Here is a 24,602-nt window from a genome sequence, read left to right on the forward strand (position 1 = left end):
CAGGAGACATCATGCATCGCTTCATTCTTGCGGCAGCCGTGGCAGCCGCTGCCGTCTGCGCACCTTCATTCGCACAGGTTCAGAACTTCCCGAGCAAGTCGGTGACGCTGGTCGTGCCGTTCACTGCCGGCGGCGGTGCGGACGCGTTGGTGCGTGCTGCAGGGCGCCGTCTCTCGGAGATATGGAAGCAGCCGGTGGTGATCGAAAACCTTCCCGGCGCGGACACCATCATCGGGACGAAGCGCGTGACGAAGGCGGTGCCGGACGGGCATACGTTGCTCGTGAACACCCCTGCGCTCCTGTTCGTCAAGCACAACCACAAGGAAGAGGGTGACCTCGTTGCCGAACTCGCCCCGGTCAGCCTCCTCGCTGCCGGGCCGTCGGTGCTCGCAGCTTCCGGCAAGTCCGGGATCAAGTCCATTGCGGACCTGAAGGCGACTTGCGGAAAACAGGACGCGAAGTGCAGCTGGGGCAGTGGCGACTTGCTGACCTCCATGATTGGACAAAGCCTGATGGCGAAACTGGGACTGCAGGACAGGGTCGTCGAGGCACGCTACAAGGGAGGGAATGCTGCCGTAGCGGATCTTGTGGGCGGTCACTTGACGCTGCTCGTGACGGGTACCGCCAACGTCTCTCAGCAGCACGCTGCCGGATCTGCACGCATCCTTGCCCTTGCCGGCGATCAGCGCGTCGACTCGCTCAGCGACGTGCCTACGTACGCGGAGGCGGGACTTGGAAAGGTGGACTCGTCCCAGATCTGGGTCGGCGTCTTCGCGCCGAAAGGAACCCCGGAAAGCGTGCGGCGTACCATCGCGGAAGCGCTCAAGGAATCGCTGAAGGATACCGGTGTCGTCAACGCGATGAACACGATGCAGATGCGCGGCAATGGCGCCGGCCCTTCGGAGTTCGGAGAGGTGCTGAAGACGGATGAAGCCAACGTGACGCGGCTGATGTCCGCGACCCCGTCGCGGAACTAGCGGCACCACACGGAGGCAGTCTATGGCAACTCAAGAAGAGCCCGTGAGCGATCAAGCAGCGCCGCTTCAGCGTCAAACCAATGACGAGAGAAGCACGCGGACATTTACCCAAGCTGACGATGAACGCGACAGTGAACTCGATGGCGTCGCAGTGCTTGGGTACAACTGACGGCTCCAGTTCGGTTGGCTGAGCGCGCGAGGCGGCGGCTCCGCCGTATGCGCTCACCTGCCGTCCGCGTAGTGCGGCCGTCATATGCGATGGTCGGGTGCGCGCTACTGCTCGCAGCGGTCAGTGGCCAACCCGCGGGCACTAATGACGGATTCACTCTCCGGCGGTCGCGCTTCGACGTGATGTCCGCTTTGGGTCGGGAGCGGTCATTCGTACTGCTTGGCTCTCGAGTGACTGCTTCGCAGCGTGAGCGGCCATCCGCGCTCGCAAGCCAAACGGCTGATCAGAGCCAGCCTGCCGAAGTTCGCGTCGTCACTAAGCGGGTGACCATCGTGAGAGAGGTTAGCGCGAGCACTCGCCCTATTGCTGCCACACGCCTCTGGCAAGAGCGGGCGGTTGCCGCCTGGTGGGCGGCGTCCGCGGGAGCGATGTCTCTGCGATGCCGCGCAGGGGGAAGGGTAATCGGCCCGGGCGATGTGATCGTCACGGCGGATCACCTTCGCGCGCCGCCTGAGCGTCCTTCACCAGTTTCGTCAGGATCTTCTCAATCCTCATCAGGCTGTCGATCGCATCATCCAGCGACATGGGTGTGCCACGACTGAGAGTGAACGCCGCTGCCATGTTGTCACCACCTAGCAGGAACCCAAGACTCTCGTGCAGCACTGAATCCGGTACATCTTGCGTGCAAGCCCCGGCGACCTTGCCTTTCAGGAATGCGAACCGCGGTGGTGTCAGCCGATGCATCCTCGTTGCGGTCGCCGCAAGCTGAGGCAACACCTGGGCTCCAGGCGCCTTGTCCATCACTCCGACAAGCCGCACGACGTCTTGAGTGACCTTTGCCGCGAGGTCCTCTGGCGACGAGAACGCGTTCACCACGTGCGCTTTCTTAAGCTGCCCCTTGAACGCCAGTAGCTTTTCTGCGCCGGCACCCGTGTCAACAAACTTCGGAAGCACGGGGTGGTGCTCCTCGTCGATCAGGTACATCAGCGTTGGCAGGCGAATGGCTTGCGCTTCCTCGTATTCGAGCTGAGTCATCGACTTCCCATCGTCAGGGTCGATGAAGCCGTACCGCATGCCAATGATTCCGACGAAGATGTTCGAGGCGCGGACGAGTCGGAGGCACTCGGCCTTGGGCGTGTCAGGGAGCGCCCCGAAGAACTCCATCGCCTTAAAGGTCAGCTCCAAGCGGGCAATGGCATCGCGCACAAGACGCCGGTGCGCCTCAAGATCGATGAACGTGCTGCTGACGAATATCGTCTGGGCCATACGCTCACAGGCGCATGGCCGACTGCACGGCGGGCCAGTTCACTGACTTCACGAACACGATGGCGTGCAGGACCATGAAAATCCAAGGCACGAGCGACTCGACGTGAGACAGCGGCCGATAAAGCACCGGGTTCGTTCCACGATCAACATACTTCCACTCCGCGTCGTACGGGCGGATCGGCAGCCGCTTCTCAATCTCGTGCACCACAGCCCATTTGGCGGTGTTCAGGTTCCGGTACGACGTGATGATCACGTACCACAGGTACGTCAGCGCGACTCCTGCGAGCGCAATAAGCCAGTGATGCTCATTCGTGTCCTTGACTGTTAGGTACCCGACGAAGCCGAAGATCGCTGTGTTCACTGCCAGAAAGTACTGATTCGCCGCCGTCCGTCGCTGGCTGATGCGATCAGCCATTTCCACGTACAGTTTGTACTGATCGAGCAGGTGGCTGTACCACTTCTCGTTATGCGGGTACTCGGCGCCTTCCTTGACTGGGATTTCGTTCCACAGCGTTTCGAGATCGACCTGTGGCATCACCGCCCACCATGGATCAAGGTCTTCAGGTTCTCCCAAGTCCAGTTGTACATCTTCTCGTTCTCAGCACCCTTCGGGCGCGTGCAGTCCGCATCCCTGTACCCCTTCAACAGGAAAAGCGGCTTGCCTAGCTGCTTGGCGATCGAGTACTCGATCGAGACGCCCTTGGCCGTGTGAGTCCTGGTGCCACACAGCACGCAGACCACGTCTGCGCGACTGATTCTTCCCCTGACCTTGTCCTGCCAGTCGCCGGTCAGGTGCTCCTTGACCGACGCATCCGCTACGTCGAAAGGCGTGTCATCGTGCTTCGACTGCCCGATCAGGAATGTCTTGAGGGTCTCGTCGTTGTCGTAGTCAAAGCTGACAAACAGGCGCTTCCTAGTCGGCATTCCGGTCTCCTCCGAGGGGGCGCTCAGTATATCGGTTAGGGTCTTTCAGCAAAGTGGTTTGATTTCCTGGCGTCTCGTCGGAATCTCGTTGATGCGAAGTTGCACTTGAGCCACTCAACCAACGGGAGGGACAGGCATGGCGAATCTGACCCAACACGTGCCATCGCGCTGATCGAGGAGCTGCTTGACCTGAACGACGCCACGCTACGGAACGACCGGTCCCGGGAAGAGGAGTCACTCAAGCTGCACACCTGACTGACTGCAAGCAGTCTGAAGCGGTCATTCGCCGACGCTGCATCTGGGTTGAAAGGTTGCAACCTGCGCAGTAGCCTTTTTAAGTCTGCTTTCGACCCAAAGCAGACGCCGGGGGTGGTACGGAGTTGATGCCGGCTTTCCGTGCACGGATCGCCAACATGCAGACTGAAAACATGGCAGCTCAGTTGCTCGGTCTGCGATTGGAGCGGGCGACGTCGGTCCCTGAACTCATGTGCATCGTGCACGCCCAGCGGTTCGAGGGCCTCCATCAGCTTGCGCAACACTGCTATACATTTGTCGGCGGTCCACACCAACCGGGAAATTCCATGTCGACTCAATCCCTCCTCAAAGCCACCGTGGCGGCACTGGCAGTGGCAGCCAGTGCGCCGCTCTTCGCGCAAGGCACACCCGTCGACGCGGCAGCCTTCGACTCGCTGGTCGCCCAAGGGCCCGTGGCCGACGCCGCGACCATCGCGTCGAACAAGTGGGCCAGCAAGATCAAGCAGGCCGGCACGCTGCGCCTGGGCGGCACCCAGACGTCGAACCTGTTCTCGCAACTTAACGAGAAGGACGGCAAGATCCGTGGGTTCGATGCGGGCCTGGCCCAACTCCTGACGCGCTACATCCTGGGCGACGGGTCCAAGTACAAGTTCACGCAGGTCACGTCGTCCACCCGCGAGCAGGTTCTCATCAACGACCAGGTGGACATGGTGCTGGCGACGTATTCCATCACCCCCGCTCGTGCGGAGAAGATTTCCTTCGCCGGGCCGTACTACACCTCCCAGGCGGGGGTGCTGGTCAAGTCGAACAACAAGGCAATCCAGTCCTACAACGATCTCGCCGGCAAGAGGACCGCCACCCAGGCTGGCTCGACGGGGCCCGCAATCCTGGCGCAATTCGCGCCCAAGGCGGTCGTGCAGGAGTTCCAGACTCACCAGGAAGCCGTCGACGCCCTGCGCCAAGGACGCGTCGAAGCCTACGTGACCGACTACACGCTGCTGCTCAACGTCCTGAGTCTCGGCTCCGGCGACGCCCAGCTGGCGGGTGCACCCTTCGGTCCGCAAGACCCCTACGGCGTCGGTCTGCCCAAGGGCTCGGACGGCGTGGCCTTCGTCAATGCCTTCCTGAAGAAGATCGAGGCGGATGGCACCTGGGCCAAGCTCTGGACGGTGACCATCGGGCAGCGCACCGGCAGCAAGAACGTTCCGACGCCGCCTGCGCTTCCCTGACCGATGGCCGGTGCCTCCCGGCTTTTGGCCGAGTACGGGCCTGCGTTCGGGCAAGCCCTTTTGCTCACCTGGAAGCTCACCGCCCTGTCGTTCGTGGCCGGCTTTGCGCTGGGCATCGTTGTTACGGTGGCCCGGCTCCTGCCGTTGCGGCCGCTGCGTTTCGTGCTGACCCTCTACGTCGAGGTCTTCCGCAACATCCCGAGCGTTGCGCTGCTGATCTTCATCGTGTTCGCCCTGCCCGATCTCCAGGTCGTGATCGACTACGAGCCGAGCGTGATCCTGACCTTGGCCCTGGTTGGCTCCGCCTTCACGTCGGACTACCTGCGCACGGGCATCAACACCGTCGCCGGCGGCCAGGTGGACGCTGCACGAAGCCTGGGCATGAGCCCGATGGTCATCATCTCGTCGATCGTGTTGCCGCAGGCGCTGCGATCGGTCGTGCAACCGATGACCTCGCTGCTCATCGCGCTGATGCTGTCGACTTCGTTGGCTTCGCAGGTGCCCCTGCCGGGCCGTGAACTCACGGCGCTGGTGGCGAAGATCGCGAACGACTCCGCGGCGGGGATTGCCGCGTTCGCGGCGGCCGCCGCGATGTACCTGGTCTCGGCCCTGCTCATCGCCTGGGCGGGCGCCGCCCTGGACAGGAAAGCGCGGATCCTGCGATGAGCCGCGCCCTGGAAGACGTCCTCTTCGGCGACCTGAACCATAAGGCGCAGGCCGTCACACGGGCCGTGAGCGTGACCGCCGCCGCGGCGCTGCTCCTCCTGGTCGCAGGCATTGTGTACCGCTTCCATGCCGCGGGTCAGTTCGAGGGGCGACTCTGGGAATTCTTCACCTGGCGGACGACCTGGGCCTTCCTGGGCAAGGGCCTGCTCGGCACGCTGGCCTCGGCGGCAGCGGCGGCGGCCATCGCGCTGGTCTTCGGGCTGGTGCTGCTGGTCGGCCGTCTGTCGCGGCTGCGGCTCCTGCGCTGGCCGGCCGTGGCGGTCATCGAATTCCTGCGCGGCGTGCCGACCCTGCTGCTCATCTACGTGTGTTTCCTGGTCCTTCCGTCCGCCGGAATCAAGTTGAGTGCCTACTGGATGTTGACCTTGCCCGTGGGACTCAGCACTGCAGCTGTCGTGGCCGAGGTGTACCGCGCCGGCGTGCTCGCCGTTCGCCGCGGGCAGACGGAAGCGGCCCGGGCACTGGGCCTCACCGAAGCACAGACCTTCGCCCATGTCGTCTTTCCCCAGGCGCTGCGCTACATCGTCCCGGCACTGGTCGCACAACTGGTCATCGTGGTGAAGGACACCACCTTCGGCTACGTCGTCACCTACGGCGAACTGATGCAGAACGCCAGGGTGCTGATCCTCGACCAGGGTTTGCGGGAAAGAATCACCCGGACGCTCCCAGGCAAACGTGAACGCCAACCGCTCCGGGGGCGTGATCTCCCGATACTGCCCACTGTGCCAATACTCCTCGCCGCCCGGGGATCGGATGCAGATGCGAAAGAGGCCCCCCGGCCGGAAATCCATCTCGCAGTGGGGCATCGAGAAGTCGCGCCCCTCCTCATCGCGTGGCCCCCACCAGTGAGCGAGGTGCTCCGGCGAAGTCCATACCTCGAACGCGAGCAGCCTGGGCACCTTCACGACGCGCTCGAGGACCAATGCGAGTTCACTTGCGTGCGGATCGAGTGCTGCGGTCATGGGAGCTCTCCTTCGAGTTCATCTGGAGTTCGTCCAGGTAGGTGGCCATTCGATCCAAGCTGCCCTCCCAGAACGGGCGGTACTCATCCAGCCAGCCGGCGGCCTGCCCCAGCGGAGCGGCCTCCAGCCGACGCGGCCGCCACTGGGAATGACGGGTTTGCACGACTAGCCCGGCGCGCTCGAGCACCTTCAGGTGCTTAGAGATCGAGGGAAGCCGCATGTCGAACGGGGCCGCCAACTCATTGACCGTCGCCTCGCCTTGCGCCAGCAGCGCGAGGAGCGCCCGCCGGGTAGGGTCCGCCAGTGCGGCGAAAGTGAGGCTGAGGGGATCGGCAGAAGCTGCCATTGTTTCCTATCTAGCTAATTAGCCGTTAGGCTAACTACACTTCGAGCGAATGTCAAGCGGGACACACGGACCCGTTACCGTGTGGCTGCTGCTTCTGGCCGGAAGCAGACGTCTCCCAGTACGGCGCCCGGGGTTACGGCATCATCCCAGGATGAGAACCACGGTCCCCGGTCCAGACGGACTTCCTCGTTGCAGTTGGTGCGCCGGCGCGTCACTCGACTACGTCGCCTATCATGACCACGAGTGGGGCTTCCCCGTGGCTGAGGACCATCGGCTGTTCGAGAAGGTCAGCCTCGAGGGATTCCAGTCGGGGTTGAGCTGGCGGACGATCCTCGACAAGCGAGAGAACTTTCGCGCGGCGTTCAAGAGATTCGACTTCCGCGAGGTCGCGAGCTTCGACGAAGTAGACGTCGGGCGCCTGCTTGCCGATGCAGGCATCGTGCGCCATCGCGGCAAGATCGAAGCCGTGATCAACAACGCGCAACGTGCGTGCGAGCTGGCCCAGGAGGCGGGCACGCTGGCCGCGTATTTCTGGAGCTTCGAGCCCGCTGCGCATGAACTCGATGCGCATCGCTCCGTGTCGGTCTCGCGGGCTTCGCGTGACCTGTCCAGGGATCTGAAAAGGCGGGGCTGGAAATTCGTCGGCCCGACCACCATGCATGCCTTCATCCAGGCGATGGGGCTGGTGAATGACCATGCTGATGGGTGCGTGACCCGAGCGCAAGTGGAAGAGGCACGCAAGAGGTTCAAACGCCCCTAGTTGATCGCACGTCCCCTCGACGTAATGTCATTTCTGGCCGGAAGAGGGTGTGGACCGCGTCAGGACGCCCCATTCCCCTTTGCACCTGCTGAGCCTTCGTTGCGACTTCGTGCACTGCCGCCTCAAGCTGCCCTCGGTTTGCCGAAGATGATCGAAGCGATGGGTCTGATGCAGGGCTGAGGCCCTTCCGACAAGTTTCTGCTGGCGGCCAATGCTGTATGGATCCGCCGAGCCGACCACCGGTCAGCGTGTTTCCACACAGCCTCGGCCGAAAGCAGCCGTCATTCGCCGGACGCGCTTCCCCGATGGGCCTGTGGCACGCGCACCAACAGGCCACATCCTAAGGCTTGCGCTGCTCCCGCAGCCAACGCTTCAGGGCCTCCACGTCCCGCAACACCCTGGTCTGGCGACGCAGGAGCAGCAACTCACCCCGTAACCTCTGGATTTCCGACGAGATGATCCGATCAGCCTTGCGGGGCTGCAGCCCCGACCCCGGCGCGAGGCCCGCGGCGGCGCGGAATTCGGCTTCGAGCCGCCGCGTCTCCGACTGCAGGTCCACCAGCTGCTCCTGGAGCACGGTCACGTAGTGCTGCACGCGCCGCCGATCCGCGGCAGCCAGGTGCGCGGCATCGACCTGTTCGGCCTGCAGCCGGAGTTCCAGCAGGGCCGGCAGGTTTCCTTCGGCGTACGCCCGGTTCGCTTCCTGCATGAGCTCCGTCTTGCGCTCACGCTGCCGCGCATCCCGCTCGCGGTCTGGGTGCAGTGCGCTCGCGAGCCGGCGATACACGTCGCGCAACGACTGGGACGCGTCCTGCGCCGCCTGCCTGCCCCGCTTCGAGACAGTGTCTGCACGGCGCGTTGCCGCCCGTTCCGCGCGTTGGGCGGCGGCCGCAGCGGCCTGTCGCTCCCATTCCGGCGCAAGGTCCTCCAGAGGTTCGTCGTCGCTGGGCGCCCCGTCGGTCTCTGCCTGCTGCCTTGACGGCACGGAAGACGGACCTTCCTCATGTCGGCGCGCGACAGCCGCAATCTCCGCGTCGTCCTCCACTGCCAGGAGCGCCGCGATGCTTTCGCGAAGCAGCTCCCCCAACTGGGCACGTTCAGCACGCGTTAGACCGGTCTGCAGGCTGGCGTCGTCGAGCGCGAAAACCCATTGTCGCCAGGCCGCATGTAGCTCTCGGCGAACCGGCTCGATGGCCTGCTGGTAGCGCGCGAGCCTCTCCGTCCACTCGGCGAGTGCGGCGCGCCACAGCGCGACATCTCGCATCAGGGCATTGAAGCGCGCCTGCTGCATCGCCAGCACGGGATCGGCGGCATCAGGCTGCATGAGCAGCGACTGCAGGGCGGCATTCGACATGCACGTATTGTCCGTGGGCCGCTTGCTGGAGGCTACTTCCGGCCATCAGCGGACCCGAGCTGGACGGCCTTGCTCGCCTGGTGCATCAACGGCCCTAGGCCTGAGCGATCAGCGCCACGCGGGCGAACCGGGCAATGGTGGGCGAAACCGTCGGATTTCTGCGGACTGACGATCAGGACCTGCCACCGTACGTCGGGGCGACCCACCTCAAGGTCATCCCCGATCCGCGCCGGGTTCATCCATAAAACCAGCGTGCCGGCACCAGCACCAGGCTGGGAAAGAACACTAGCAGGAACAGCACGGCGAACTGCGCGAGCATGAAGGGCCAGGCGCCGCGAGTCACCGCGTCCATGCTCACCTTGCCCACGCCGGCGACCGTGCTCAGCACCGTGCCGACCGGCGGCGTGATCAGCCCGATGGCGTTGTTGATCATGAACAGCACGCCGAAGTAGACCGGGTCGATGCCGGCAGCCCGCACCAGCGGCATGAACACTGGCGTGAGGATCAGGATGGTCGGCGTCATGTCCATGGCCGTGCCCACCAGGATGGTCACGACCATCATCGCAATCAGCAGCAGCGTCGGGCGGTCCAGCAGGGGCTGCAGCACGCCGATCAGTTCCGCAGGCAGGTTGGCCACCGTGATCATCCAGGCCGCGACCATGGCCGCCGCTACCAGGAACATGATGACGGCGGTGGTCTGCGCGGCGGCCAGGAACAGCCCGAACAGCTGCGACCACTTCAGTTCGCGGTACACGACCATTGCGATGAACAGCGCGTACATCGCAGCGACGACGGCGGCCTCGGTGGGCGTGAACACGCCGAACCTCAGGCCGACCACCACGATCACCGGCAGCCCCAGCGCGAACAGCGCGTCGCGTGCAGCCGAAAGCACCTCGGGCCAGGACGCCCGCGGCTGTGCCTCCACCTTCTCGCGGCGCACCAGCAGCCACCACGTGATCCACAGCGCGGCGCCCAGCATCAGCCCGGGGGCGATGCCGGCCATGAACAGGCGCGAGATCGAGACGTTGGCGGCCACCCCGAAGACGATGAAGCCGATTGACGGCGGGATGATGGGCGCGATGATGGCCGCGGACGACAGCAGGCCAGCCGAGCGCGCGGGGTCGTAGCCGGCGCGCTTCATCATCGGCAGCAGCAGGGCCGACAGGGCTGCCGCGTCGGCCACCGCCGATCCCGACAGCGCCGCCATGAACACGGCTGCCATGATCCCCACGTAGCCGAGGCCGCCCTTGACGTGGCCGACCAGCGTCATCGCGAAGGCCACGATGCGGCGCGACAGGCCGCCGGCGTTCATGATCTCGCCGGCCAGCATGAAGAAGGGAACCGCCAGGAGCGGGAAGCTGTTGGCGCCCTCGGCCAGGTTCTGCGCCAGGATCTGCGCGTCGAACATGTCCATGTGCCACATCAGCGCGGCGCCGCTGACCAGCAGCCCGAAGCCGATCGGCACCCCGATGGCCATGGAGCCGAGCAGGGCGACGAGGAAGATGGTGATGATCATTTGGGGGCCTCGAAGGAGGTGGAGTGCGGCGCGTCGTCTTCCTCGCCGACACCCACGAGGTCAGCGGGCGACAGGCGCCCGCGAACCAGGCGCCAGAGCTCGTGCAGCAGCACCAACCCCGCCAGCACGGCGAACAGCACCGAGCTGGCATAGAAAAGGGACATCGGCGCCTCCGTCACGGCGCTGGTGGTCTGGCGGTTCAGCAGGGTCTGCTTCCAGCCGCCCTGGGCGACGAGCCAGCACACGCCCAGCATCAGCACGCGCGAGGCGCCGAAGCAGGCCTTCCGGGCGGCAGGCCCGAGCCGCATGGTCAGCGCGTTGGTGCCCAGGTGACGGTGGCTGCGCAAGGCCACGAACGAACCGAGGAACGTCATCCAGACGAACAGCCAGCGCGACAACTCCTCCGACACCGTGATGCCGGAGTTGAAGCCGTAGCGCAGCACCACGTTGCCGAACACCATCGCCACCATGGCGGCCAGGCAGGCCACCATCAGCAGCGAGAAGAGGCGGCAGATCCAGTCGACCAGTGCCGTGACCATCAGCGTGTCTCCGAGAGTGCAGGGGATTGGGGATGGGCGGCGGACTGCGCCGCCGCCAGTGCCGCCGCATACGCGAACACGACGGCCGGGCCGAGATTGATGCCCGGGCCGGGATAGGCGCTGCCCATCACCGATTGCATGTCGTTACCGACCGCGTACAGCCCGGGGATGAGCGAGCTGCCCGCATGATGCAGCACGCGCGCACTGGCATCGGTCACCAGGCCGCGGCTGCACGCAATGTCGGCCACCTGCAGGCGCACCGCGAACCAGGGGCCTGCCGCCAGCGGACGCAGGGTGGGGTTGGGCGCATGGGCGGGGTCGCCCAGGTTGCGCTGGTAGGCGTTGCGCCCGCGCCCGAAATCCGCGTCCGTGCCCGATGCGGCCAGCGCGTTGAATCGGGCCACGGTGCGCTCCAGCGTGGCCGCCGGAACGCCGATGGCCGCAGCCATCGCCGTACAGGAGTCGGCACGCACGATGTAGCCCTCGCGCAGGAAGCGGCGCAGCCCTGCCCCCCCGGGCCGCACCATGCCCAGACCGTAGTGGCGCAGCGCGGCAGCGTCGGCGATCAGCCACGCATGGCCGGGCAGCCCATGCCGCGCCGCATGGGCGAGGAGTGCCTCGCCGAACAGGTGGTAGGAGGTGCTCTCGTCGACGAAGCGCTCGCCGCGACCGTCCACCACCAGGGTGCCGGGCTTGGCCCGGTCCAGCACGAAATGAGGGAACACCGCCTTGCTGCCGTCCGGGCGCCTGCGCACCGACACCGGCGCCCAGCAGGCGCTGCTGCCCGGCGAGCCATCCGGCGCGCTGCGGTCCGTCAGCCGGGCGCCGAGGCGTAGGGCGTCGTCCAGCAGTTCGCCGCCGGAGGTGCCGGCCCGCGGCGTGTCCGTGACCATGGGGGGCAGCCAGCGGCTGCGCCAGTGCGGATGGTCGTTGAAGCCGCCGCCCGCCATGACCACGCCGCAACGGGACGAGAGGGAGAGGTCCTGCCCTTGCCGCCGCACGGCGAGGCCGGTCACGCGGCCGTCGGCGGTGACCAGGCGCAGCGCGGGCGTGTCCGTCCACACCGGCACCCCGCGGCGGCGCAGCGACAGCAGCAAGCGGCCCACCAGCGCATTGCCCAGCACCAGTCGCGTGCCGCGGCGATGCCGCAGCCGGTCGATGGCGTGTCGGCCCAGCAGGCGCACCGAGTACCGCAGCGAAGCCCAGGACCGGGTCAGGTTCAGCAGGTGGCCGATGTCGATGCGGTCCACCATCATCCCGCCGAGCACGGTGAATTCGGGGATCGGTGGCCGCACGCGCGCCAGGTCCGCGCCCAGCAAGCGGCCGTCGAACGGCAGGCACTCCAGCACCCGACCGCGCACCGTGCTGCCTGGCAGGTTGGACAGGTAGTCCGGATGGTGCGCGAAAGCGCGCAGGCGTACGGCCGTGTCGCGCTCCAGCTCCTCGACCGCCCGCGGCGCGAGGTCCAGGAAGGCGTCGCGCAGCGCGCTGGAGCTGCCGTCGCCCACCGCGGCTTGCAGATAGCGCGCTGCCTGCTCGCGCGTGTCGCCGGTCCCCGCTGCGTGCCCGGTGCCCGGGACCCACAAGGCGCCCGCTGACAACGCGCTGGTGCCGCCCACCCAGGGGCTCTTCTCGACCACCAGTACGCTCAAGCCAAGCTGCGAGGCGAAGAGCGCTGTCGACAGCCCGGCGCAGCCGGCGCCGACGACGAGCAGGTCAAACGCCTCGACCTCCGCGTGGTCGCGGGACGTCATGCCGCCCTCCTGTCGCCTGGAAGGTCACGCAATGGACGGCGTCCCACCTCGTGCAGGAGGGTCTCCGTCGCCTCGCGCAGGCGGCGCGCCCGCTCGAGGGGCGGCGGGCGATGGCGCAGGGGCGCTTCGATGCTGACCGTCGTGCCATCGGGCAATTGGCGCAGCATCCCGCGCAGGTCCAGCCCGCCCTCTCCCGGCACCATGCGCGCCTCGCGCGCCTGGAACAGCAGTTCGTCTTGCATGGCCGGTTTTCGCGCCGGGGCGTCGCAGATCTGGAAGTAGGACCAGTCGCCCGCGCGCAGTTGCGCCAGGTCGGCGGCGCAGGCACCGCTGCGATCGAGGTGGATGGCATCGACGATGACGCCGCAGCCGGCGAAGTCGCCGGCGCTCCGCACCACGCGCAACGCCGCACCCAGGTTGGCGATGCCGCGCCATGGCATGAATTCCAGTCCCAGGGCCAGGCCGTGCGGCTGCGCGAGTTCGGACAGGGCGGCCAGTCGCTCCGCCATGCGGGACGCGTCGGCGCCATTGCCCGCAACGAGCACACGGCGCGCACCCAGCCGGGCGGCGGCCTCGAACAAGGGTTCGAACGCCGCTACGTCGCTGTCCTCCTCCAGGGCGACCAGCTCGACGTCGTGCACCTGCACGCCCAGGTCCGCCATGCGGACCAGCGTCTCGCCCATCATCGGCGCTCGGCCGGCAGCCGTGGACAACATCGGGAACACGTGCTGGCCCGGCACGGCGGGCGCCAGGCGCAGCCCCACCAGGCCGAAGCCCGCGGCCGCGGCGGTCTCCACCACCTCCGGCGGGGACAATTCCAGGACCGTCAGGTGCGCCAGCGCGAGCGGATGCGCGCAGGGCCGGGAAGCGGGCGTCATGCAGCGGCTTGCGCGCAACCCAGCGGGTCGGTGACGCCGCTCACGTCCTGCAGGTCCTGCGGCACGGCCGAGACCGCGAGTTCGTAGAGGCCCTGTGCGATGTCCGTGGCGCCCAGGCCGTCCAGTGCCGGTGCGGAAAGCTCCCCCTGGTCCAGCGCGTGCAGCACGGCGCGGTCATAGCCGCTGACCAACAACACCCAGTCGGCCACCCGGTCGCCGCCGCGCAGCTTCTGTTCCGTGGTGGCGGCGATCGCGGGCGGCCGGTGGCGTAGCAGGTGCGCGCCGTTGATCCCGGGACGCAGTGGCAGTGCTTCCACCAGGCCGCGCAACGCGGCGCGCAGCGCCTCTGCCGTTTCCGGCGTGCGCGGCGACAGGCGCACCGACATCACATGGCCCGCCGCGTAGGCACCGCGGGACTCCAGCACCTCGCACTGGCTGCGCACCATGTGCCGGTGCAGCGGCATCATGCGTGTCGACCACGGCGTAGGCGCGTTCAGCCGGTCCAGGTACGGTTGCGAAGACAGGACCGAGTGGTCCGCCAGTTCGTAGGTCACCAGCACGCCGGGGCCGCCGTCGACCTGCCGCCAGCGGCTCGCGCGCCGGAAGCCGGGGATGCCCAGGCGTTCGGGGAAATGCTCGTGCGAGTGCCAGTGCTGGAAGTCGGCGCCATGCGGCGCCTCGACCTCCCACCACATGGCCAGCGCCGCCTTGCCCAGCAGCGCCATGCTTATTTCGCGCCGCGGATCCGCGCCAGTTCGGCCGCGACCTGCTTGTAGACCGACTCGCCGACTTCCTTGGCGAACTTGTCGATCACGGGCTGCGCCTTCTGGCGCATGCGGGCCATCTCGGCCGCCGGCACCTCATTGACCTGCATGGCCTTCTTCAGCGTGTCGATCGACTTGTCCTCCTGCGCCAGCGCCGCCTTGCGCTGGAACTGCTTGGCCTCCTCGGACGCTTCGCGGATGATGCGGCGCTCGGCCTCGGACATGGCGTCCCACGTCTTCTTGCTCATGAGGAGCGGCATGCCCGTGTAGAAGTGGCGGGTGAGCGAGAGGTACTTCTGCACTTCCTGGAAGCGCGCCGACTCGATCACGCCCAGCGGGTTGTCCTGGCCGTCGATGGCCTTGGATTCCAGCGCGCCGTAGACCTCGCCGAAGGTCATGGGCACCGGGTTGGCGCCCAGCGCGCTGAACAGCTCCACATACACCGGCGAGCCGATCACGCGCAGCTTCAGGCCCTGGATGTCCTCGATCTTCGTGATGGGACGGCGGCTGTTGGTGATGTGGCGGAAACCGAGGTCCCACACGCCGAGGCCGACGACGCCGTGCGGCTGCAGGTCGTCCATCAGCTTGCGGCCGATAGGGCCGTCGGCGATGGCGTTCGCTTCCTGCACGTTGTCGAACAAGAACGGCAGGTCGAACACCATCTGCTGCTTGTCGATGGACGCGACGATGCCGGTGGCCATGGACGTGAAGTCCAGCGTGCCGCCGCGGATGGCCGAGAGGTTCTGCGGATCGCTACCCAGCACGGCGCCGGGGAACAGCTGGACCTTCATCTTGCCGCCGCTCTTCTGCGCCACGACGTCGGCGAACTTCTGCGCCCCCTGGCCGAACGGATGGTCCTTGGCCAGGCTGAAGGCGAAGCGCAGGTTTCGCTCCTTGATGTCCTGCGATTGCACGGAGGCCGCCCCCAGCAGCGCGGCGCCGGCGGCGAGTGCCACGAAGGCGCGTCGGAAGGTGTTCGTCGTTTTCATTGCAATGTCTCCTCTAGGCTGTTTCAGGAAAGCGCGGATGATGCCAAAATGTTGAAAGATGTTCAAGAACAATATGACGTTCAACTTTTGAATGGTTATGATCCCGCTCCAGATCGCCTGACTTCACCCAAGGGAGCGCACCATGAGCGGCTCACTCGAAAAATCGCTCGCCATCCTGGAATACCTGGCCGGTTGTCCCGACGGTGCACCGCTGGTGCAGATCGCGACCGAGCTGAACCAGCTGCGCAGCGGCTGCCACCGCACCCTTCACGAGCTGATGCGCTTCGGCTACGTGCGCCAGCTGCCGCAGCGGGGTGACTATGCGCTGACCACCAAGCTCGTATCGCTAGGCATGAGCTACCTGAGCCGCTCGGGTGTGGTCGATATCGCCCAGCCCGTTATCAACCGGCTCGCGGAGGCCACCGAGGAACTGGTCCGCCTTGCCATCGTGGACGGCGAGCGCCTGACGCTCGTGGCCAAGGCGCAGGGCGCCAAGTCGGGGCTCAAGTACGACCCGGACATGGGGATCGACCTGCGGCTGTCGTGCAGCGCCGCCGGCCATGCGTGGCTGATGACGCTGGACGAGGACACCGCGATCGGATACGTCACGCGCCAGGGCATGGGCGACCCGCGGCACTACGGGCCTAATGCGCCCACCAGCGTCAAGGCACTGCTGGCCATGCTCAAGGAGCACCGCAAGCTCGGCTACAGCGTGATTCAGGACGTGTACGCGCCCGGCATGAGCTCGATGGCGGCGCCCGTGGCCCGGCCCGGCGAGCCGGCCACCGGCGTCATCGTCGTCGCCGGTCCGTCCTCGCGGCTCACGCACGAGCGCATGCGGGCGTTCGCGCCCTTGCTGCAGGCAGCCACCGCGGAGCTGGCCGCCGCTGCGCATGCATCGCCCCTGCTCAAGGCCGCCAACCTGGGAACCTGGGGCAACGTGAGCGAGACCGCGGCACGCCGCAAGGCGCGGACGCCGGCAACCCATTCCTAGGAAGGCGCGCTTCGGACGTAATGCATCGTCCGTTCTCGGCGGGGTGATCTTCCTAGCGCCCCTCTGCACGAATGAACAACCCCGAATGACAGACGCTGGCACCACGCTCGAACTCCTCCCACGCGACCTGACCCCGTACCGGGCCGGCAATACCGGCATCCCCTACGTGCACCGTTTCGACTCGGGGCGCCCCGGTCCACACGTGCTGATCAACGCGCTCACGCACGGCAATGAGTTCTGCGGGATGGTCGCCGCCACGCATCTGCTCGACCGTGAAGTGCGACCGCTGCGCGGCGTGCTCACCGTGAGCTTCGCGAATGTCGACGCGTACGAGTCGTTCGCGCCAGACGACCCGTTCGCGAGCCGACAGCTGGTGCACAACATGAACCGCATCTGGTCGCCGGATTGGCTCGAAGGCGGCGAGAACAGCCCCGAGCTGCGCCGCGCGCGCGCGCTGCGGCCGGTGCTTGCGGCCGCGGACCACATCCTCGACCTCCATTCGACCTCGCAGTCGGTCGAACCCTTCTGGGTGTATCCGGCCTTCGACCGCAATGCCCGCGCCGCCTCGGCCATCGGTGTGCCGGCCATCCATCTCGTGATGCCGGACGGCCTCGGCACCGGCACGCCCGTCATCCAGCACGGCCGCCATGGCGATCCGCACTCGGACGGTGTCGCGCTCGTTGCGGAATGCGGCCAGCACTTCCTGCAAGCCACCGGCGAGCTCGCGGTCGAGGTCGCCCTCCGATTCATCGCGCATTTCGGGTTGATCGACGCGGACCCGGGCTGGGCGCCCCCCGCACCGCCACGGCGTTACGAGCTGCTCTCCACTGAAGTCGTGCGGGATGGGCGGGTGCAGTTCTCGCGCCCGGTGGTCGGCATGGAAACGTTCGCGCGCGGGGAAATGATCGCCACCGATGGCGGACACGAAATCCGCTCGCCGTGCGACGGCTGCACGATCTTCATGCCGACGCGCAAGGCCATCGTCGGCCGCGAGCTCGTCTACCTCACGCGTCCGCTGCCCTGAGACGATGCAGGCTACGCGAAGCGAACCGCCGCCGCATCAGTCGGGCCTGAACGTTGAGCCAAACTTGATCGCGTCGGCCTCCAGCTCGAAAGTGGCCAGCTGCCCGTTCTTTGCGTCGGCGAGCCGATGCGCTGCGAACAGGCTGTACTTTCCTTGCAGGTCGAAGCTGGGCAAGTCGACGAGTGCGTAGGGATGGGGCACGAACACCTCGTGCAGGAAGACCTCGCGGTGCCGGTTGCGCGGCGAAGGAAAGAGCTTGTACTCGGGCGTGGTGAAGGCGGCTTCAGGCATGCCGCCAGCTTAGCCCAGCGCGAACGCGCGAGGAGCGTCGGCCGCTTGCGACGCAGGCCGGCGGGAACCGCCGCTTGTCGACCTTCTCTACCTGGCCGTCCGCTTCTGGTCCGGGACCACGGCGGAGCCGGTGCGCGGGCCCAGCAGCACCAGGCCGCGCTCGTCCAGCAGGCGCGTGCGGCCGGCCTCGTCGCCGGGGGAGAGCCGGTCGGCGCGCGTGAGCGCCATGTCGTTCGCCGCCGGCTCCCGCAGCGGTGCAGGCCGCGACATGTAGAAGCCGAAGCTGGGCCGGTGCAGCCGCCACTGCACCGCCGGCCCGCCCTGCCCGGCCGCTACCTGGGCGGCACGGCGCACGGGACCTTGCAGCGCCTCGCCGAACCACGGCAGCAGCCAGCCGGCGCAGAACAGCGCCAGCGCCAGTGCCGCCGCGCCGATCCGGGCGACGCCGTCGCGCACCGGCCACGGGCAGAACGCCAGCGCCGCCACCAGCACGGGCGCGCAGGCCGCTGGCCACCAGGCCGGGGCGGGCGCGCCGGCCAACAGGGCGCGGTACAGCGGATCGCCGATCGAGGGCGCCATGCGCAAAACCACCCAGGGCGTCGCCGCCGCGACCACGCACCAGGCCACCAGGCCAAGCGCCACCACCGTGCGCAGCCGGGTGGAGTCGGCGGCCAGCGTGCGTGCCATCAACAGCGCGAGCGGCGCATAGCCGTACAGCACGTAATGCGGCAGCTTGGTGCCGGACAGGGAGAAGAACACGAAGACGAAGGCCGCCCAGCCCAGCAGGTAGCGGCCCAGCGGGTCGCGCCAGTGCTCCCGCGCGCGGGCGCCTGCGGCCACCAGCAGCGGCGCCCAGGGCATCGCCATCAGCGGCAGCACCACCAGGTAGTAGAGCGGCGTGCCGCCGTGCCCCTGCAGCGGTCCGGCGAACCGCTCGAGGTTGTGGTGCACCAGGAAGCCTTCGACGAAGGCCAGGCCGTGCCGCTGCAGCGCGTAGGCGTACCAGGGCAAGGCGATGGCGGCCAGCAGCGCCCAGCCGACGGCGTCGCCGGCGGCGCGCCGCAGCAGCGCCAATTGCCGGCCCGTGGCACACCACAGGATGAAGGCCGCACCCGGTACCAGCATCGCGATCGGTCCCTTGACCAGCAGCCCGAATCCCACCCACGCATAGGCGCGGCGCAACGGCGCCGGCGCGCCGGTCTCGACGTGGCGCCAGGCATCCAGCGCGGCGAGCACGAGCAGCAGGTTGAGCACGCCATCGGCGGTGGCCGCGCGCCCGATCGCCTGCAGGCCGACGCTGGCGGCGGCCACCAGGCCCGCCGCTGCGCCGGCGGTCTCGCCCCAGCGCCGCGCCGCGAAGGACGACAGCGCAAGCGCCAGGCCCCAGCACGCCAATGCCGACGGCAGCCGAACCGCGAACTCGCCCATGCCGAACACCGTCGCCGCCAGCGCCTGCAGCCAGTAGATGCCGATCGGCTTGTCGAACCGGTCGGCGCCGTTCAGCGTGGTGTGCAGCCAGTCGCCGCTCGCGACCAGCTCGCGCGTGGCCTCGGCGAAGGCGCCTTCGTCGACGTCGAACAGCGGCGGTGCGCCGAGCCGCCACAGCAGCGGCAGCGCCAGCGCGACGGCGAAGGCGAGCCGCGGCAGCGTCCGGCCCATGACCGGCGCGGCCGGCGCCGTGCCGGCGCGCGATTCAGCCATGCCAGCCCGCCTCGCTCTCGGCCGGGTCCGGCGAAGGCGCGCGCAGCTGGTAAGGGCGTGCGGGACCGCCGCCGTAGTACACGCGCATCAGCAGTTCCGACAGCACGCCGGTGGTCAGCAGCTGCACGCCCCCCAGCACCAGGAAGAAGCCGAGCAGCAGCAGCGGCCTGGTGCCGATGGATTCGCCCATGGCCTTGAGCACCGCCATGTACCCCAGCAACGCGGCGCCGGCCAGCAGCACGAGCAGGCCGATGCCGCCGAAGAAGTGGCCCGGCCGGGTGCCGAAGCGCAGGAAGAAGTGCATCGCCAGCAGGTCCAGCAGCACGCGCACCGTGCGCCCGAGCCCGTACTTGGATTGGCCGGCCCGCCGCGGGTGGTGCTGCACCGGCTCCTCCGCCATGCGCGACGGGCTGGTGACGGTGGACAGCCAGGCCGGGATGAACCGGTGCATCTCGCCGTACAGCCGCACCTGGCGCAGCACGGGGGCGCGGAACACCTTGAGGCTGCAGCCCAGGTCCTGGAACTGCAGGCCGGTGACCCGGCGGATCAGGCGGTTGGCCAGCCGCGAAGGCAGGCGGCGCAGCAGCAGGCCGTCGTGCCGTTCGCGGCGCCAGCCGGCCACCATGTCCAGGTCCTCGTCCAGCAGCCTGTGCACCAGCCGCGGGATGTCGGCGGGGTCGTTCTGCAGGTCGCCGTCCAGGGTGGCGATCAGGTCGCCGCGGGCGGCGTCGATGCCGGCCTGCAGGGCGGCGGTCTGCCGGAAGTTGCGCGACAGGTGCAACACGCGCACGTGCCGGCCGGTGGCACGGGCGGACCGGTCCAGCGCCTGACCCGTGCCGTCGGTGCTGCCGTCGTCGACCACGATCAGCTCCCACGGCCAGGGCGCTGCGGCCAGTGCGGCCTGCACGGCCTCGACGAGCGGCTGCGCGTTCTCCACCTCGTTGTAGACCGGCACCACGACCGAGAGCCGGTGTCCCGCGCGCGCCGGCTGGCGCTCGGCCAGGGGTGCCTGGGGGTGAAGGCGTTGCTCCAGCTCCGGGGCGTCGAGCAGGGTGTTCATCGGATGCCCTCCCCTGCCCGCGGCCGGCCGACCGCCAGCTGCACCAGCGCAGCCGCCCCCAGTGCCACGGCCAGGCTGAACGCGTGCACGGCGATGGCGGCGGCGACCAGCGCCGCTGCGTCCGGCGGCGCACCCGCCGCGAGCCAGACACCGGCTTCGTAGGTGCCCAGGCCGGCCGGCGGCTGCAACGGCTGCACGCCCGCCAGTTCACCGCCCAGCGCGCCCTGCCATCCCGGCAGCCAGGGCAGTCCCGCCAGCGCGGCCAGCAGGCCGCCGTTGGCCAGCACCTTGAGCCCCCAGTTCGCCACGCTCGCGCCCAGCCCGTTCCAGGGCGAAGGGCCGGCCGGGAGCACGCCTGCACCCGCGCCCGCCCGCGCGAGCAGCCAAGCCCAGGCGGCGCGCAGCGCGACGTGCAGCAGCACGGCGCACCCTACTGCGGCTGCAGCCCGCAGCGCCGGCGCCAGGGGCGCCAGGAGAAGGACGGCCAGCACCAGCAGCACCGCCGCGTCCTGCAGCCTCCAGCGCAGCAGGGCCAGGCCGGCGGCGCGCAGCCCTACCCTCCAGCGCCGCTGCACCGCGACCAGGTAGCCCACCTCCCCGGAGCGCAGCGGCAGGGCGATCACCAGCGCGTTGTGCAGCAGGACGATGCGCAGGCACTCGGAAAAAGGCGCATGCGCCGACTCGCGCCAGTCGCGCTGCAAGCGCCACGCGCGCATCGCATGCCCGCCCAGCAGCGCGGCCGCGGCGCTGACCCATGCACCGGCGGGCAATCGCCCGGCCTGGTCCTGCAGCAGCCGCAGGTCGGCATGGCGCATCAACCAGGTCCAGGCAAGCGCGCAGACCGCCGCCGTGCCGAGCAAGCGCAGCAGCGGCCAGGCGGTGCGCGCCGTCGCGGCCAGCGACGCGACCCTGGCCTGCCCCGGCTGCGCGGGTGCGCTCACGGCGACTCCACGGTGGACACCGCGCGGCGCGCAGCGCGCGACGCAAGCAGGTCACGCATGCGGCACGCGGCGCTCGCGACCGCCACGATCGCCATCAGAGCGACTATGGGCTGTCCGGCCGGGTACCCGGTGCGGTCGCTGGCCAGGCCGACGGCGGCAGCGATCTCGACCAGCGCGATGCCCAGTTGACCCCTGGGCGAGCGCAGCGTGCGCGCAAAGGCCTCGAAGCGGCGGGGTGCCCGGTCCGCCAGCCACAGGGCCAGGACCACCGCCCACAGCCCGAGCCCCGCCCCGACCAGCACGTCGGACGGCCAGTGCGCGCCGACGACCACCCGCGAGACCGCGACCAGCGTGGCCGCGGCGGCCAGCAACAGCGCGCTGGCAGGGCTGCGCCGCGGGCCCAGGCCCCGCCACAGCAGGACCGCCGTGGCGACCGCGGTCAACGCGTGCCCGGATGGCATGGCCACCGCGCCACGGAAGGCGTCGCCGATGACGTGGAGCTGGCTGGCGAGCGCCGTACCCGCGGGCCGCGGGATGTGCAGCAGCGATTTCGGCAGATGGGTCAGCAAGGTACCGATGAGGAAGGTGAAGGCGAGCAGGGCCGCCAGCCTGCCGTCGCCCCGGTCCGCGGCCAGCACCAGGATCAGCGCGCACCAGCCCATGCCCACCAGCGTCACGCACGACCACAGGTACACCTGCAGCGTGCCCGGCGCCCTTCGGTGCAGCGCGAGCAGCAAGGGGGTATCCAGGCCGAGCAAGGCCAGGAGCACGCCCCCGGCCACCAGCACGGCCCCGGAGGCGGCCAGCACCCCCAGCTTCACCGCGCCACCCCGTGGTAATCGCAAAACCACTCGGCGAAACGGCGCAGCCCGTCCTCGAGAGTCGTCTGCGGCTGCCATCCGGTCCAGCTGTGCAGCCGGTCGCAGCAGGCCTGTGTCGCGTGGACGTCGCCCGACTGCATGGGCAGGTAGCGGCGCCGGGCGGCACGGCCCAGCACCTGCTCGAGCAGCGCGACGAATTCGAGCAGCGGCACGGCCTGGCCGCCGCCGACGTTGAACACACGGTGCGGCGCGTCGCTTTCGGCGGGATCCGGGTGCGCCCGGCCGAAGCGGTGCGACGGCGTGGCGGGCTTGTCCAGCAGCTCCAGCAGGGCAGCCACCACGTCGTCCACATAGGTGAAGTCGCGCACCAGTTGTCCTTCGTTGTAGATGTCCAGCGGCCGGTTCTCCAGGATGGCGCGGGTGAAGCGGTACACGGCCATGTCGGAGCGGCCCCAGGGCCCGTAGACGGTGAACAGCCGCGCGCCCGTGATGGGCAGGCGGAACGCCTCGCTGTACGCATGCGCCAGGAGCTCGTCGGCGCGCTTGGTAGCGGCGTAGATGCTGACCGGGTGGTCGGCGGCCTGCGACTCCTCGAACGGCAGCCGGGTGTTGGTCCCGTAGACGCTGGAGCTGCTGGCGTAGACCAGGTGCCCGACCCCATGGCGCCGGCAGCCCTCGAGCACCTGCAGGAAGCCGGTCACGTTGGCCGTCACGCAGGCCTGCGGATGATCGAGCGACTCCCGCACGCCCGGACGGGCGGCCAGGTGCAGCACGAGCCCGGGCGCCGTGCGGTCGAACAGGGATTCCATGGCCGAGGCGTCGGCCATGTCGGTGCGTTCGAAGCTGAAGCCGCCGCGGCCCTGCAACCGCTCCAGGCGCGCCTGCTTGAGGACAGGGTCGGGATAAGGATTGAGGTCGTCGACGCCGATGACGCGATCACCTCTTTCGAGCAGCCGCGCGGCGGCGTGCATGCCGATGAAGCCGGCAACCCCCGTGACGATGACGTTCATCTCGCTCCCTGGGTGCACGGGTGGCGGCGACAGCGCGGGCGCGCCCGAGTGGGAAGCATCCTATGACAGCGCATGCGGCGTCGCAATCGGACGGCGGCCGTCCCTCAGCTCAACCGGCTCGACGCCGTCGCCGGGCTGCAAAGCGATGTGGATGAGCACGACCCCGCCCGCAGCCTGGCGCTGGTGCCAGACTTCACCGCCGATCGAGGCCACCGCATCAGCGGCACAGGCCCGTGAACCGGTCCTGTGGCCTGCACGCGCTGGGTGCGGGCGGGGCTGGTTCCAGCGGTTCGCAACGGCCCAGGCGTTCCCGGACCCGTGTCGAGTACTGCCATCCCGCGTTGAGGGCGGGCAGGGGCGAGCCCGGCTTCCAGGTGAGGGCCTTCCACTTCGGGTGGCCCTTCGCCTGGAGTTCGTCGAACTTCTGGCAGAAGCGGTCGGCCATGGCGGACACGAACCGGTTGCGATCCGGGTCGCTGAAGTTCGCGGTGATCAGGTACGAGTCCACCGACAGCGAGGGCTGGCTGGCATCGGCGATGTTCAGCAAGGGGTAGCTGGTCTTCTGGATGTCCGCCTTCCGGTATTCCTGCAGGAGCCTTGCCGACGCGGGGTGGTTCGGGTCGAGCTTGAGGAGCTTCAGGTTGTCCGGAATGTTCGTCTCCAGCAGCTTGAGCGGCTGGCCGGCCACCAGGACGATCACGTCCATCTGGGGGAAGTCCTTGTAGTAGGCGGGATCGCTCAGCACCATCAGGGCCGAGCGCCGGATCTTCGTTCCTTCATCGTCGCCCGTCACGGTGGGATTGATGAAGGGCGCCACGACCTGGGGCCGCTCGTTGAACATCTTGCTGTAGATGTTCAGCGCGGTCAGGTAGGTACCGCTCTTCTCGGCATCCATCCAGATGCGCGCGCCCCGGATCTGGTGGATGTACTCGAGCGGGCTGTCCTTCCGGACGAGGAAGTGGATCTCCTCCCGGTACAGCGGCATGAACACGCGCAGGTTCGCGAGCAGCTGGGCGTACTGGCGGCGCGTTTCGCGCGGCACCTGCGGGTTGTCGCGCAGGTAGACGAACGCCGCGTACACGTCGGACTGCACGATGGCCAGGCCCACGCCTTTGGTCTGGCTGAGGTCTTCCACGTTGGCCCACGACCCCTTGGAGTCCCGCACCTCCAGGGTCGGCGAGACGATGTCCTTGAGGTTGTTCCCGATCTGGTAATAGGTACCCGTCTTTCCGCCCGTGACGATGATTTCCGCAGGCGCCGGGGCCGCCGCGGCGAGCAGGCCCGCGAACAGCAGCAGTTGACGCATCCAGCGCGGCCAGGTTTGGAGCGCTCGTCTCGATGCATGCATGGTG

The 24,602-nt window shown here is 68.2% G+C and carries 24 protein-coding genes and 2 pseudogenes; 7 read left to right on the plus strand and 19 right to left on the minus strand.

Annotated features, from left to right (window positions below):
• Positions 1–11 precede the first annotated feature (11 nt).
• On the plus strand, positions 12–977 hold the full coding sequence (locus PE066_RS05245) for a tripartite tricarboxylate transporter substrate binding protein (RefSeq protein ID WP_271235508.1): 966 nt from the start codon (positions 12–14) through the stop codon (positions 975–977).
• Between the two features lie 652 nt (positions 978–1,629).
• Here PE066_RS05245 and PE066_RS05250 read toward each other — a convergent pair.
• The 3 genes from PE066_RS05250 to PE066_RS05260 are packed head-to-tail and all read right to left on the minus strand — an operon-like array spanning position 1,630 to position 3,336.
• Positions 1,630–2,412: a DUF4062 domain-containing protein gene (locus tag PE066_RS05250; RefSeq protein WP_271235509.1), complete on the minus strand. Its 783-nt coding sequence runs from the start codon at positions 2,410–2,412 to the stop codon at positions 1,630–1,632.
• A gap of 4 nt (positions 2,413–2,416) precedes the next feature.
• A complete protein-coding gene (locus PE066_RS05255; protein ID WP_271235510.1) occupies positions 2,417–2,947 on the minus strand; it encodes a RipA family octameric membrane protein in 531 nt (176 codons plus the stop codon).
• Positions 2,947–3,336 (minus strand): TIR domain-containing protein, encoded by a 390-nt coding sequence (locus PE066_RS05260; protein ID WP_271235511.1) that lies wholly within the window; start codon positions 3,334–3,336, stop codon positions 2,947–2,949. The genes PE066_RS05255 and PE066_RS05260 overlap by 1 nt, the downstream gene beginning before the upstream one ends.
• Positions 3,337–3,917: 581 nt before the next feature.
• On the opposite strand from PE066_RS05260, the gene PE066_RS05265 reads away from it, so the two are divergent.
• The 3 genes and pseudogenes from PE066_RS05265 to PE066_RS05275 form a co-directional block, all read left to right on the plus strand.
• Positions 3,918–4,820: a glutamate ABC transporter substrate-binding protein gene (locus PE066_RS05265; protein ID WP_271236509.1), complete on the plus strand. Its 903-nt coding sequence runs from the start codon at positions 3,918–3,920 to the stop codon at positions 4,818–4,820.
• A 3-nt stretch (positions 4,821–4,823) separates the two neighbouring features.
• The gene (locus PE066_RS05270) at positions 4,824–5,486 is read left to right on the plus strand and encodes an amino acid ABC transporter permease (RefSeq protein ID WP_271235512.1); all 663 of its coding nucleotides are present in this window, start codon (positions 4,824–4,826) and stop codon (positions 5,484–5,486) included.
• Positions 5,483–6,172, plus strand: a pseudogene (locus tag PE066_RS05275) (amino acid ABC transporter permease); the annotation flags it as partial. The gene PE066_RS05270 and the pseudogene PE066_RS05275, both read left to right, overlap by 4 nt.
• Before the next feature lie 87 nt (positions 6,173–6,259).
• On the opposite strand, the pseudogene PE066_RS05280 reads toward PE066_RS05275, so the two are convergent.
• Positions 6,260–6,508 (minus strand): annotated as a pseudogene (locus PE066_RS05280) (SRPBCC domain-containing protein); the annotation flags it as partial.
• A complete protein-coding gene (locus PE066_RS05285) occupies positions 6,477–6,854 on the minus strand; it encodes an ArsR/SmtB family transcription factor (protein WP_271235513.1) in 378 nt (125 codons plus the stop codon). The pseudogene PE066_RS05280 and the gene PE066_RS05285, both read right to left, overlap by 32 nt.
• A 151-nt stretch (positions 6,855–7,005) precedes the next feature.
• On the opposite strand from PE066_RS05285, the gene PE066_RS05290 reads away from it, so the two are divergent.
• Complete coding sequence (locus PE066_RS05290) at positions 7,006–7,614, plus strand: DNA-3-methyladenine glycosylase I (protein WP_271235514.1); 609 nt, start codon at positions 7,006–7,008, stop codon at positions 7,612–7,614.
• A gap of 340 nt (positions 7,615–7,954) precedes the next feature.
• Here PE066_RS05290 and PE066_RS05295 read toward each other — a convergent pair whose 3' ends face one another.
• The 7 genes from PE066_RS05295 to PE066_RS05325 all read right to left on the minus strand — a co-directional run bounded on the left by PE066_RS05295 (position 7,955) and on the right by PE066_RS05325 (position 15,408).
• Entirely contained in the window at positions 7,955–8,968 is a 1,014-nt protein-coding gene (locus PE066_RS05295) for a J domain-containing protein (protein ID WP_271235515.1), read from the minus strand.
• 235 nt (positions 8,969–9,203) lie between these two features.
• Positions 9,204–10,484, minus strand: coding sequence for a TRAP transporter large permease (locus tag PE066_RS05300; RefSeq protein ID WP_271235516.1), 1,281 nt, complete (start codon positions 10,482–10,484; stop codon positions 9,204–9,206).
• Positions 10,481–11,023, minus strand: coding sequence for a TRAP transporter small permease (locus PE066_RS05305; protein WP_271235517.1), 543 nt, complete (start codon positions 11,021–11,023; stop codon positions 10,481–10,483). Before PE066_RS05305 ends, PE066_RS05300 begins: the two co-directional genes overlap by 4 nt.
• Positions 11,023–12,777, minus strand: coding sequence for an FAD-dependent oxidoreductase (locus tag PE066_RS05310; RefSeq protein WP_271235518.1), 1,755 nt, complete (start codon positions 12,775–12,777; stop codon positions 11,023–11,025). Before PE066_RS05310 ends, PE066_RS05305 begins: the two co-directional genes overlap by 1 nt.
• Positions 12,774–13,655 carry a sugar phosphate isomerase/epimerase family protein gene (locus PE066_RS05315; RefSeq protein WP_271235519.1) on the minus strand — a complete coding sequence of 294 codons (882 nt, stop codon included), beginning with the start codon at positions 13,653–13,655 and terminating at the stop codon, positions 12,774–12,776. Before PE066_RS05315 ends, PE066_RS05310 begins: the two co-directional genes overlap by 4 nt.
• Entirely contained in the window at positions 13,652–14,380 is a 729-nt protein-coding gene (locus PE066_RS05320; RefSeq protein WP_271235520.1) for a DUF4286 family protein, read from the minus strand. Before PE066_RS05320 ends, PE066_RS05315 begins: the two co-directional genes overlap by 4 nt.
• Positions 14,381–14,382: 2 nt before the next feature.
• On the minus strand, positions 14,383–15,408 hold the full coding sequence (locus PE066_RS05325; protein ID WP_271235521.1) for a TRAP transporter substrate-binding protein: 1,026 nt from the start codon (positions 15,406–15,408) through the stop codon (positions 14,383–14,385).
• A 142-nt stretch (positions 15,409–15,550) separates the two neighbouring features.
• On the opposite strand from PE066_RS05325, the gene PE066_RS05330 reads away from it, so the two are divergent.
• Both PE066_RS05330 and PE066_RS05335 read left to right on the plus strand, forming a co-directional pair.
• Positions 15,551–16,402, plus strand: coding sequence for an IclR family transcriptional regulator (locus PE066_RS05330; RefSeq protein ID WP_271235522.1), 852 nt, complete (start codon positions 15,551–15,553; stop codon positions 16,400–16,402).
• Between the two features lie 85 nt (positions 16,403–16,487).
• Positions 16,488–17,426, plus strand: coding sequence for a succinylglutamate desuccinylase/aspartoacylase domain-containing protein (locus PE066_RS05335; protein ID WP_271235523.1), 939 nt, complete (start codon positions 16,488–16,490; stop codon positions 17,424–17,426).
• Positions 17,427–17,462: 36 nt separating this feature from the next.
• Here PE066_RS05335 and PE066_RS05340 read toward each other — a convergent pair whose 3' ends face one another.
• From PE066_RS05340 to PE066_RS05370, 7 genes are all read right to left on the minus strand, one after another.
• On the minus strand, positions 17,463–17,717 hold the full coding sequence (locus tag PE066_RS05340) for a hypothetical protein (RefSeq protein ID WP_271235524.1): 255 nt from the start codon (positions 17,715–17,717) through the stop codon (positions 17,463–17,465).
• Between the two features lie 87 nt (positions 17,718–17,804).
• On the minus strand, positions 17,805–19,418 hold the full coding sequence (locus PE066_RS05345; protein WP_271235525.1) for an ArnT family glycosyltransferase: 1,614 nt from the start codon (positions 19,416–19,418) through the stop codon (positions 17,805–17,807).
• Positions 19,411–20,478, minus strand: coding sequence for a glycosyltransferase family 2 protein (locus PE066_RS05350; protein WP_271235526.1), 1,068 nt, complete (start codon positions 20,476–20,478; stop codon positions 19,411–19,413). The genes PE066_RS05345 and PE066_RS05350 overlap by 8 nt, the downstream gene beginning before the upstream one ends.
• Entirely contained in the window at positions 20,475–21,419 is a 945-nt protein-coding gene (locus PE066_RS05355) for a hypothetical protein (RefSeq protein WP_271235527.1), read from the minus strand. Before PE066_RS05355 ends, PE066_RS05350 begins: the two co-directional genes overlap by 4 nt.
• The gene (locus PE066_RS05360) at positions 21,416–22,240 is read right to left on the minus strand and encodes a phosphatase PAP2 family protein (protein ID WP_271235528.1); all 825 of its coding nucleotides are present in this window, start codon (positions 22,238–22,240) and stop codon (positions 21,416–21,418) included. Before PE066_RS05360 ends, PE066_RS05355 begins: the two co-directional genes overlap by 4 nt.
• Positions 22,237–23,250 (minus strand): NAD-dependent epimerase/dehydratase family protein, encoded by a 1,014-nt coding sequence (locus tag PE066_RS05365; RefSeq protein WP_271235529.1) that lies wholly within the window; start codon positions 23,248–23,250, stop codon positions 22,237–22,239. Before PE066_RS05365 ends, PE066_RS05360 begins: the two co-directional genes overlap by 4 nt.
• Positions 23,251–23,467: 217 nt before the next feature.
• Positions 23,468–24,556, minus strand: a complete 1,089-nt coding sequence (locus PE066_RS05370) for a TAXI family TRAP transporter solute-binding subunit (RefSeq protein ID WP_271235530.1) — start codon at positions 24,554–24,556, stop codon at positions 23,468–23,470.
• Positions 24,557–24,602: the final 46 nt, after the last annotated feature.

The sequence above is a fragment of the Ramlibacter tataouinensis genome (assembly GCF_027941915.1).
GTDB lineage: Bacteria > Pseudomonadota > Gammaproteobacteria > Burkholderiales > Burkholderiaceae_C > Ramlibacter > Ramlibacter tataouinensis_C.

Bases quoted from the DNA above. Each gene is read 5' to 3' on its own strand.
- PE066_RS05295 (WP_271235515.1), bottom strand. From the start codon at position 8,968: ATGTCGAATGCCGCCCTGCAGTCGCTGCTCATGCAGCCTGATGCCGCC.
- PE066_RS05270 (WP_271235512.1), top strand. From the start codon at position 4,824: ATGGCCGGTGCCTCCCGGCTTTTGGCCGAGTACGGGCCTGCGTTCGGG.
- PE066_RS05260 (WP_271235511.1), bottom strand. From the start codon at position 3,336: ATGCCGACTAGGAAGCGCCTGTTTGTCAGCTTTGACTACGACAACGAC.
- PE066_RS05335 (WP_271235523.1), top strand. From the start codon at position 16,488: ATGACAGACGCTGGCACCACGCTCGAACTCCTCCCACGCGACCTGACC.
- PE066_RS05305 (WP_271235517.1), bottom strand. From the start codon at position 11,023: ATGGTCACGGCACTGGTCGACTGGATCTGCCGCCTCTTCTCGCTGCTG.
- PE066_RS05320 (WP_271235520.1), bottom strand. From the start codon at position 14,380: ATGGCGCTGCTGGGCAAGGCGGCGCTGGCCATGTGGTGGGAGGTCGAG.
- PE066_RS05370 (WP_271235530.1), bottom strand. From the start codon at position 24,556: ATGCGTCAACTGCTGCTGTTCGCGGGCCTGCTCGCCGCGGCGGCCCCG.
- PE066_RS05345 (WP_271235525.1), bottom strand. From the start codon at position 19,418: ATGGCTGAATCGCGCGCCGGCACGGCGCCGGCCGCGCCGGTCATGGGC.
- PE066_RS05300 (WP_271235516.1), bottom strand. From the start codon at position 10,484: ATGATCATCACCATCTTCCTCGTCGCCCTGCTCGGCTCCATGGCCATC.
- PE066_RS05365 (WP_271235529.1), bottom strand. From the start codon at position 23,250: ATGAACGTCATCGTCACGGGGGTTGCCGGCTTCATCGGCATGCACGCC.
- PE066_RS05315 (WP_271235519.1), bottom strand. From the start codon at position 13,655: ATGACGCCCGCTTCCCGGCCCTGCGCGCATCCGCTCGCGCTGGCGCAC.
- PE066_RS05285 (WP_271235513.1), bottom strand. From the start codon at position 6,854: ATGGCAGCTTCTGCCGATCCCCTCAGCCTCACTTTCGCCGCACTGGCG.
- PE066_RS05250 (WP_271235509.1), bottom strand. From the start codon at position 2,412: ATGGCCCAGACGATATTCGTCAGCAGCACGTTCATCGATCTTGAGGCG.
- PE066_RS05290 (WP_271235514.1), top strand. From the start codon at position 7,006: ATGAGAACCACGGTCCCCGGTCCAGACGGACTTCCTCGTTGCAGTTGG.
- PE066_RS05245 (WP_271235508.1), top strand. From the start codon at position 12: ATGCATCGCTTCATTCTTGCGGCAGCCGTGGCAGCCGCTGCCGTCTGC.
- PE066_RS05330 (WP_271235522.1), top strand. From the start codon at position 15,551: ATGAGCGGCTCACTCGAAAAATCGCTCGCCATCCTGGAATACCTGGCC.
- PE066_RS05310 (WP_271235518.1), bottom strand. From the start codon at position 12,777: ATGACGTCCCGCGACCACGCGGAGGTCGAGGCGTTTGACCTGCTCGTC.
- PE066_RS05255 (WP_271235510.1), bottom strand. From the start codon at position 2,947: ATGCCACAGGTCGATCTCGAAACGCTGTGGAACGAAATCCCAGTCAAG.
- PE066_RS05325 (WP_271235521.1), bottom strand. From the start codon at position 15,408: ATGAAAACGACGAACACCTTCCGACGCGCCTTCGTGGCACTCGCCGCC.
- PE066_RS05265 (WP_271236509.1), top strand. From the start codon at position 3,918: ATGTCGACTCAATCCCTCCTCAAAGCCACCGTGGCGGCACTGGCAGTG.
- PE066_RS05350 (WP_271235526.1), bottom strand. From the start codon at position 20,478: ATGAACACCCTGCTCGACGCCCCGGAGCTGGAGCAACGCCTTCACCCC.
- PE066_RS05340 (WP_271235524.1), bottom strand. From the start codon at position 17,717: ATGCCTGAAGCCGCCTTCACCACGCCCGAGTACAAGCTCTTTCCTTCG.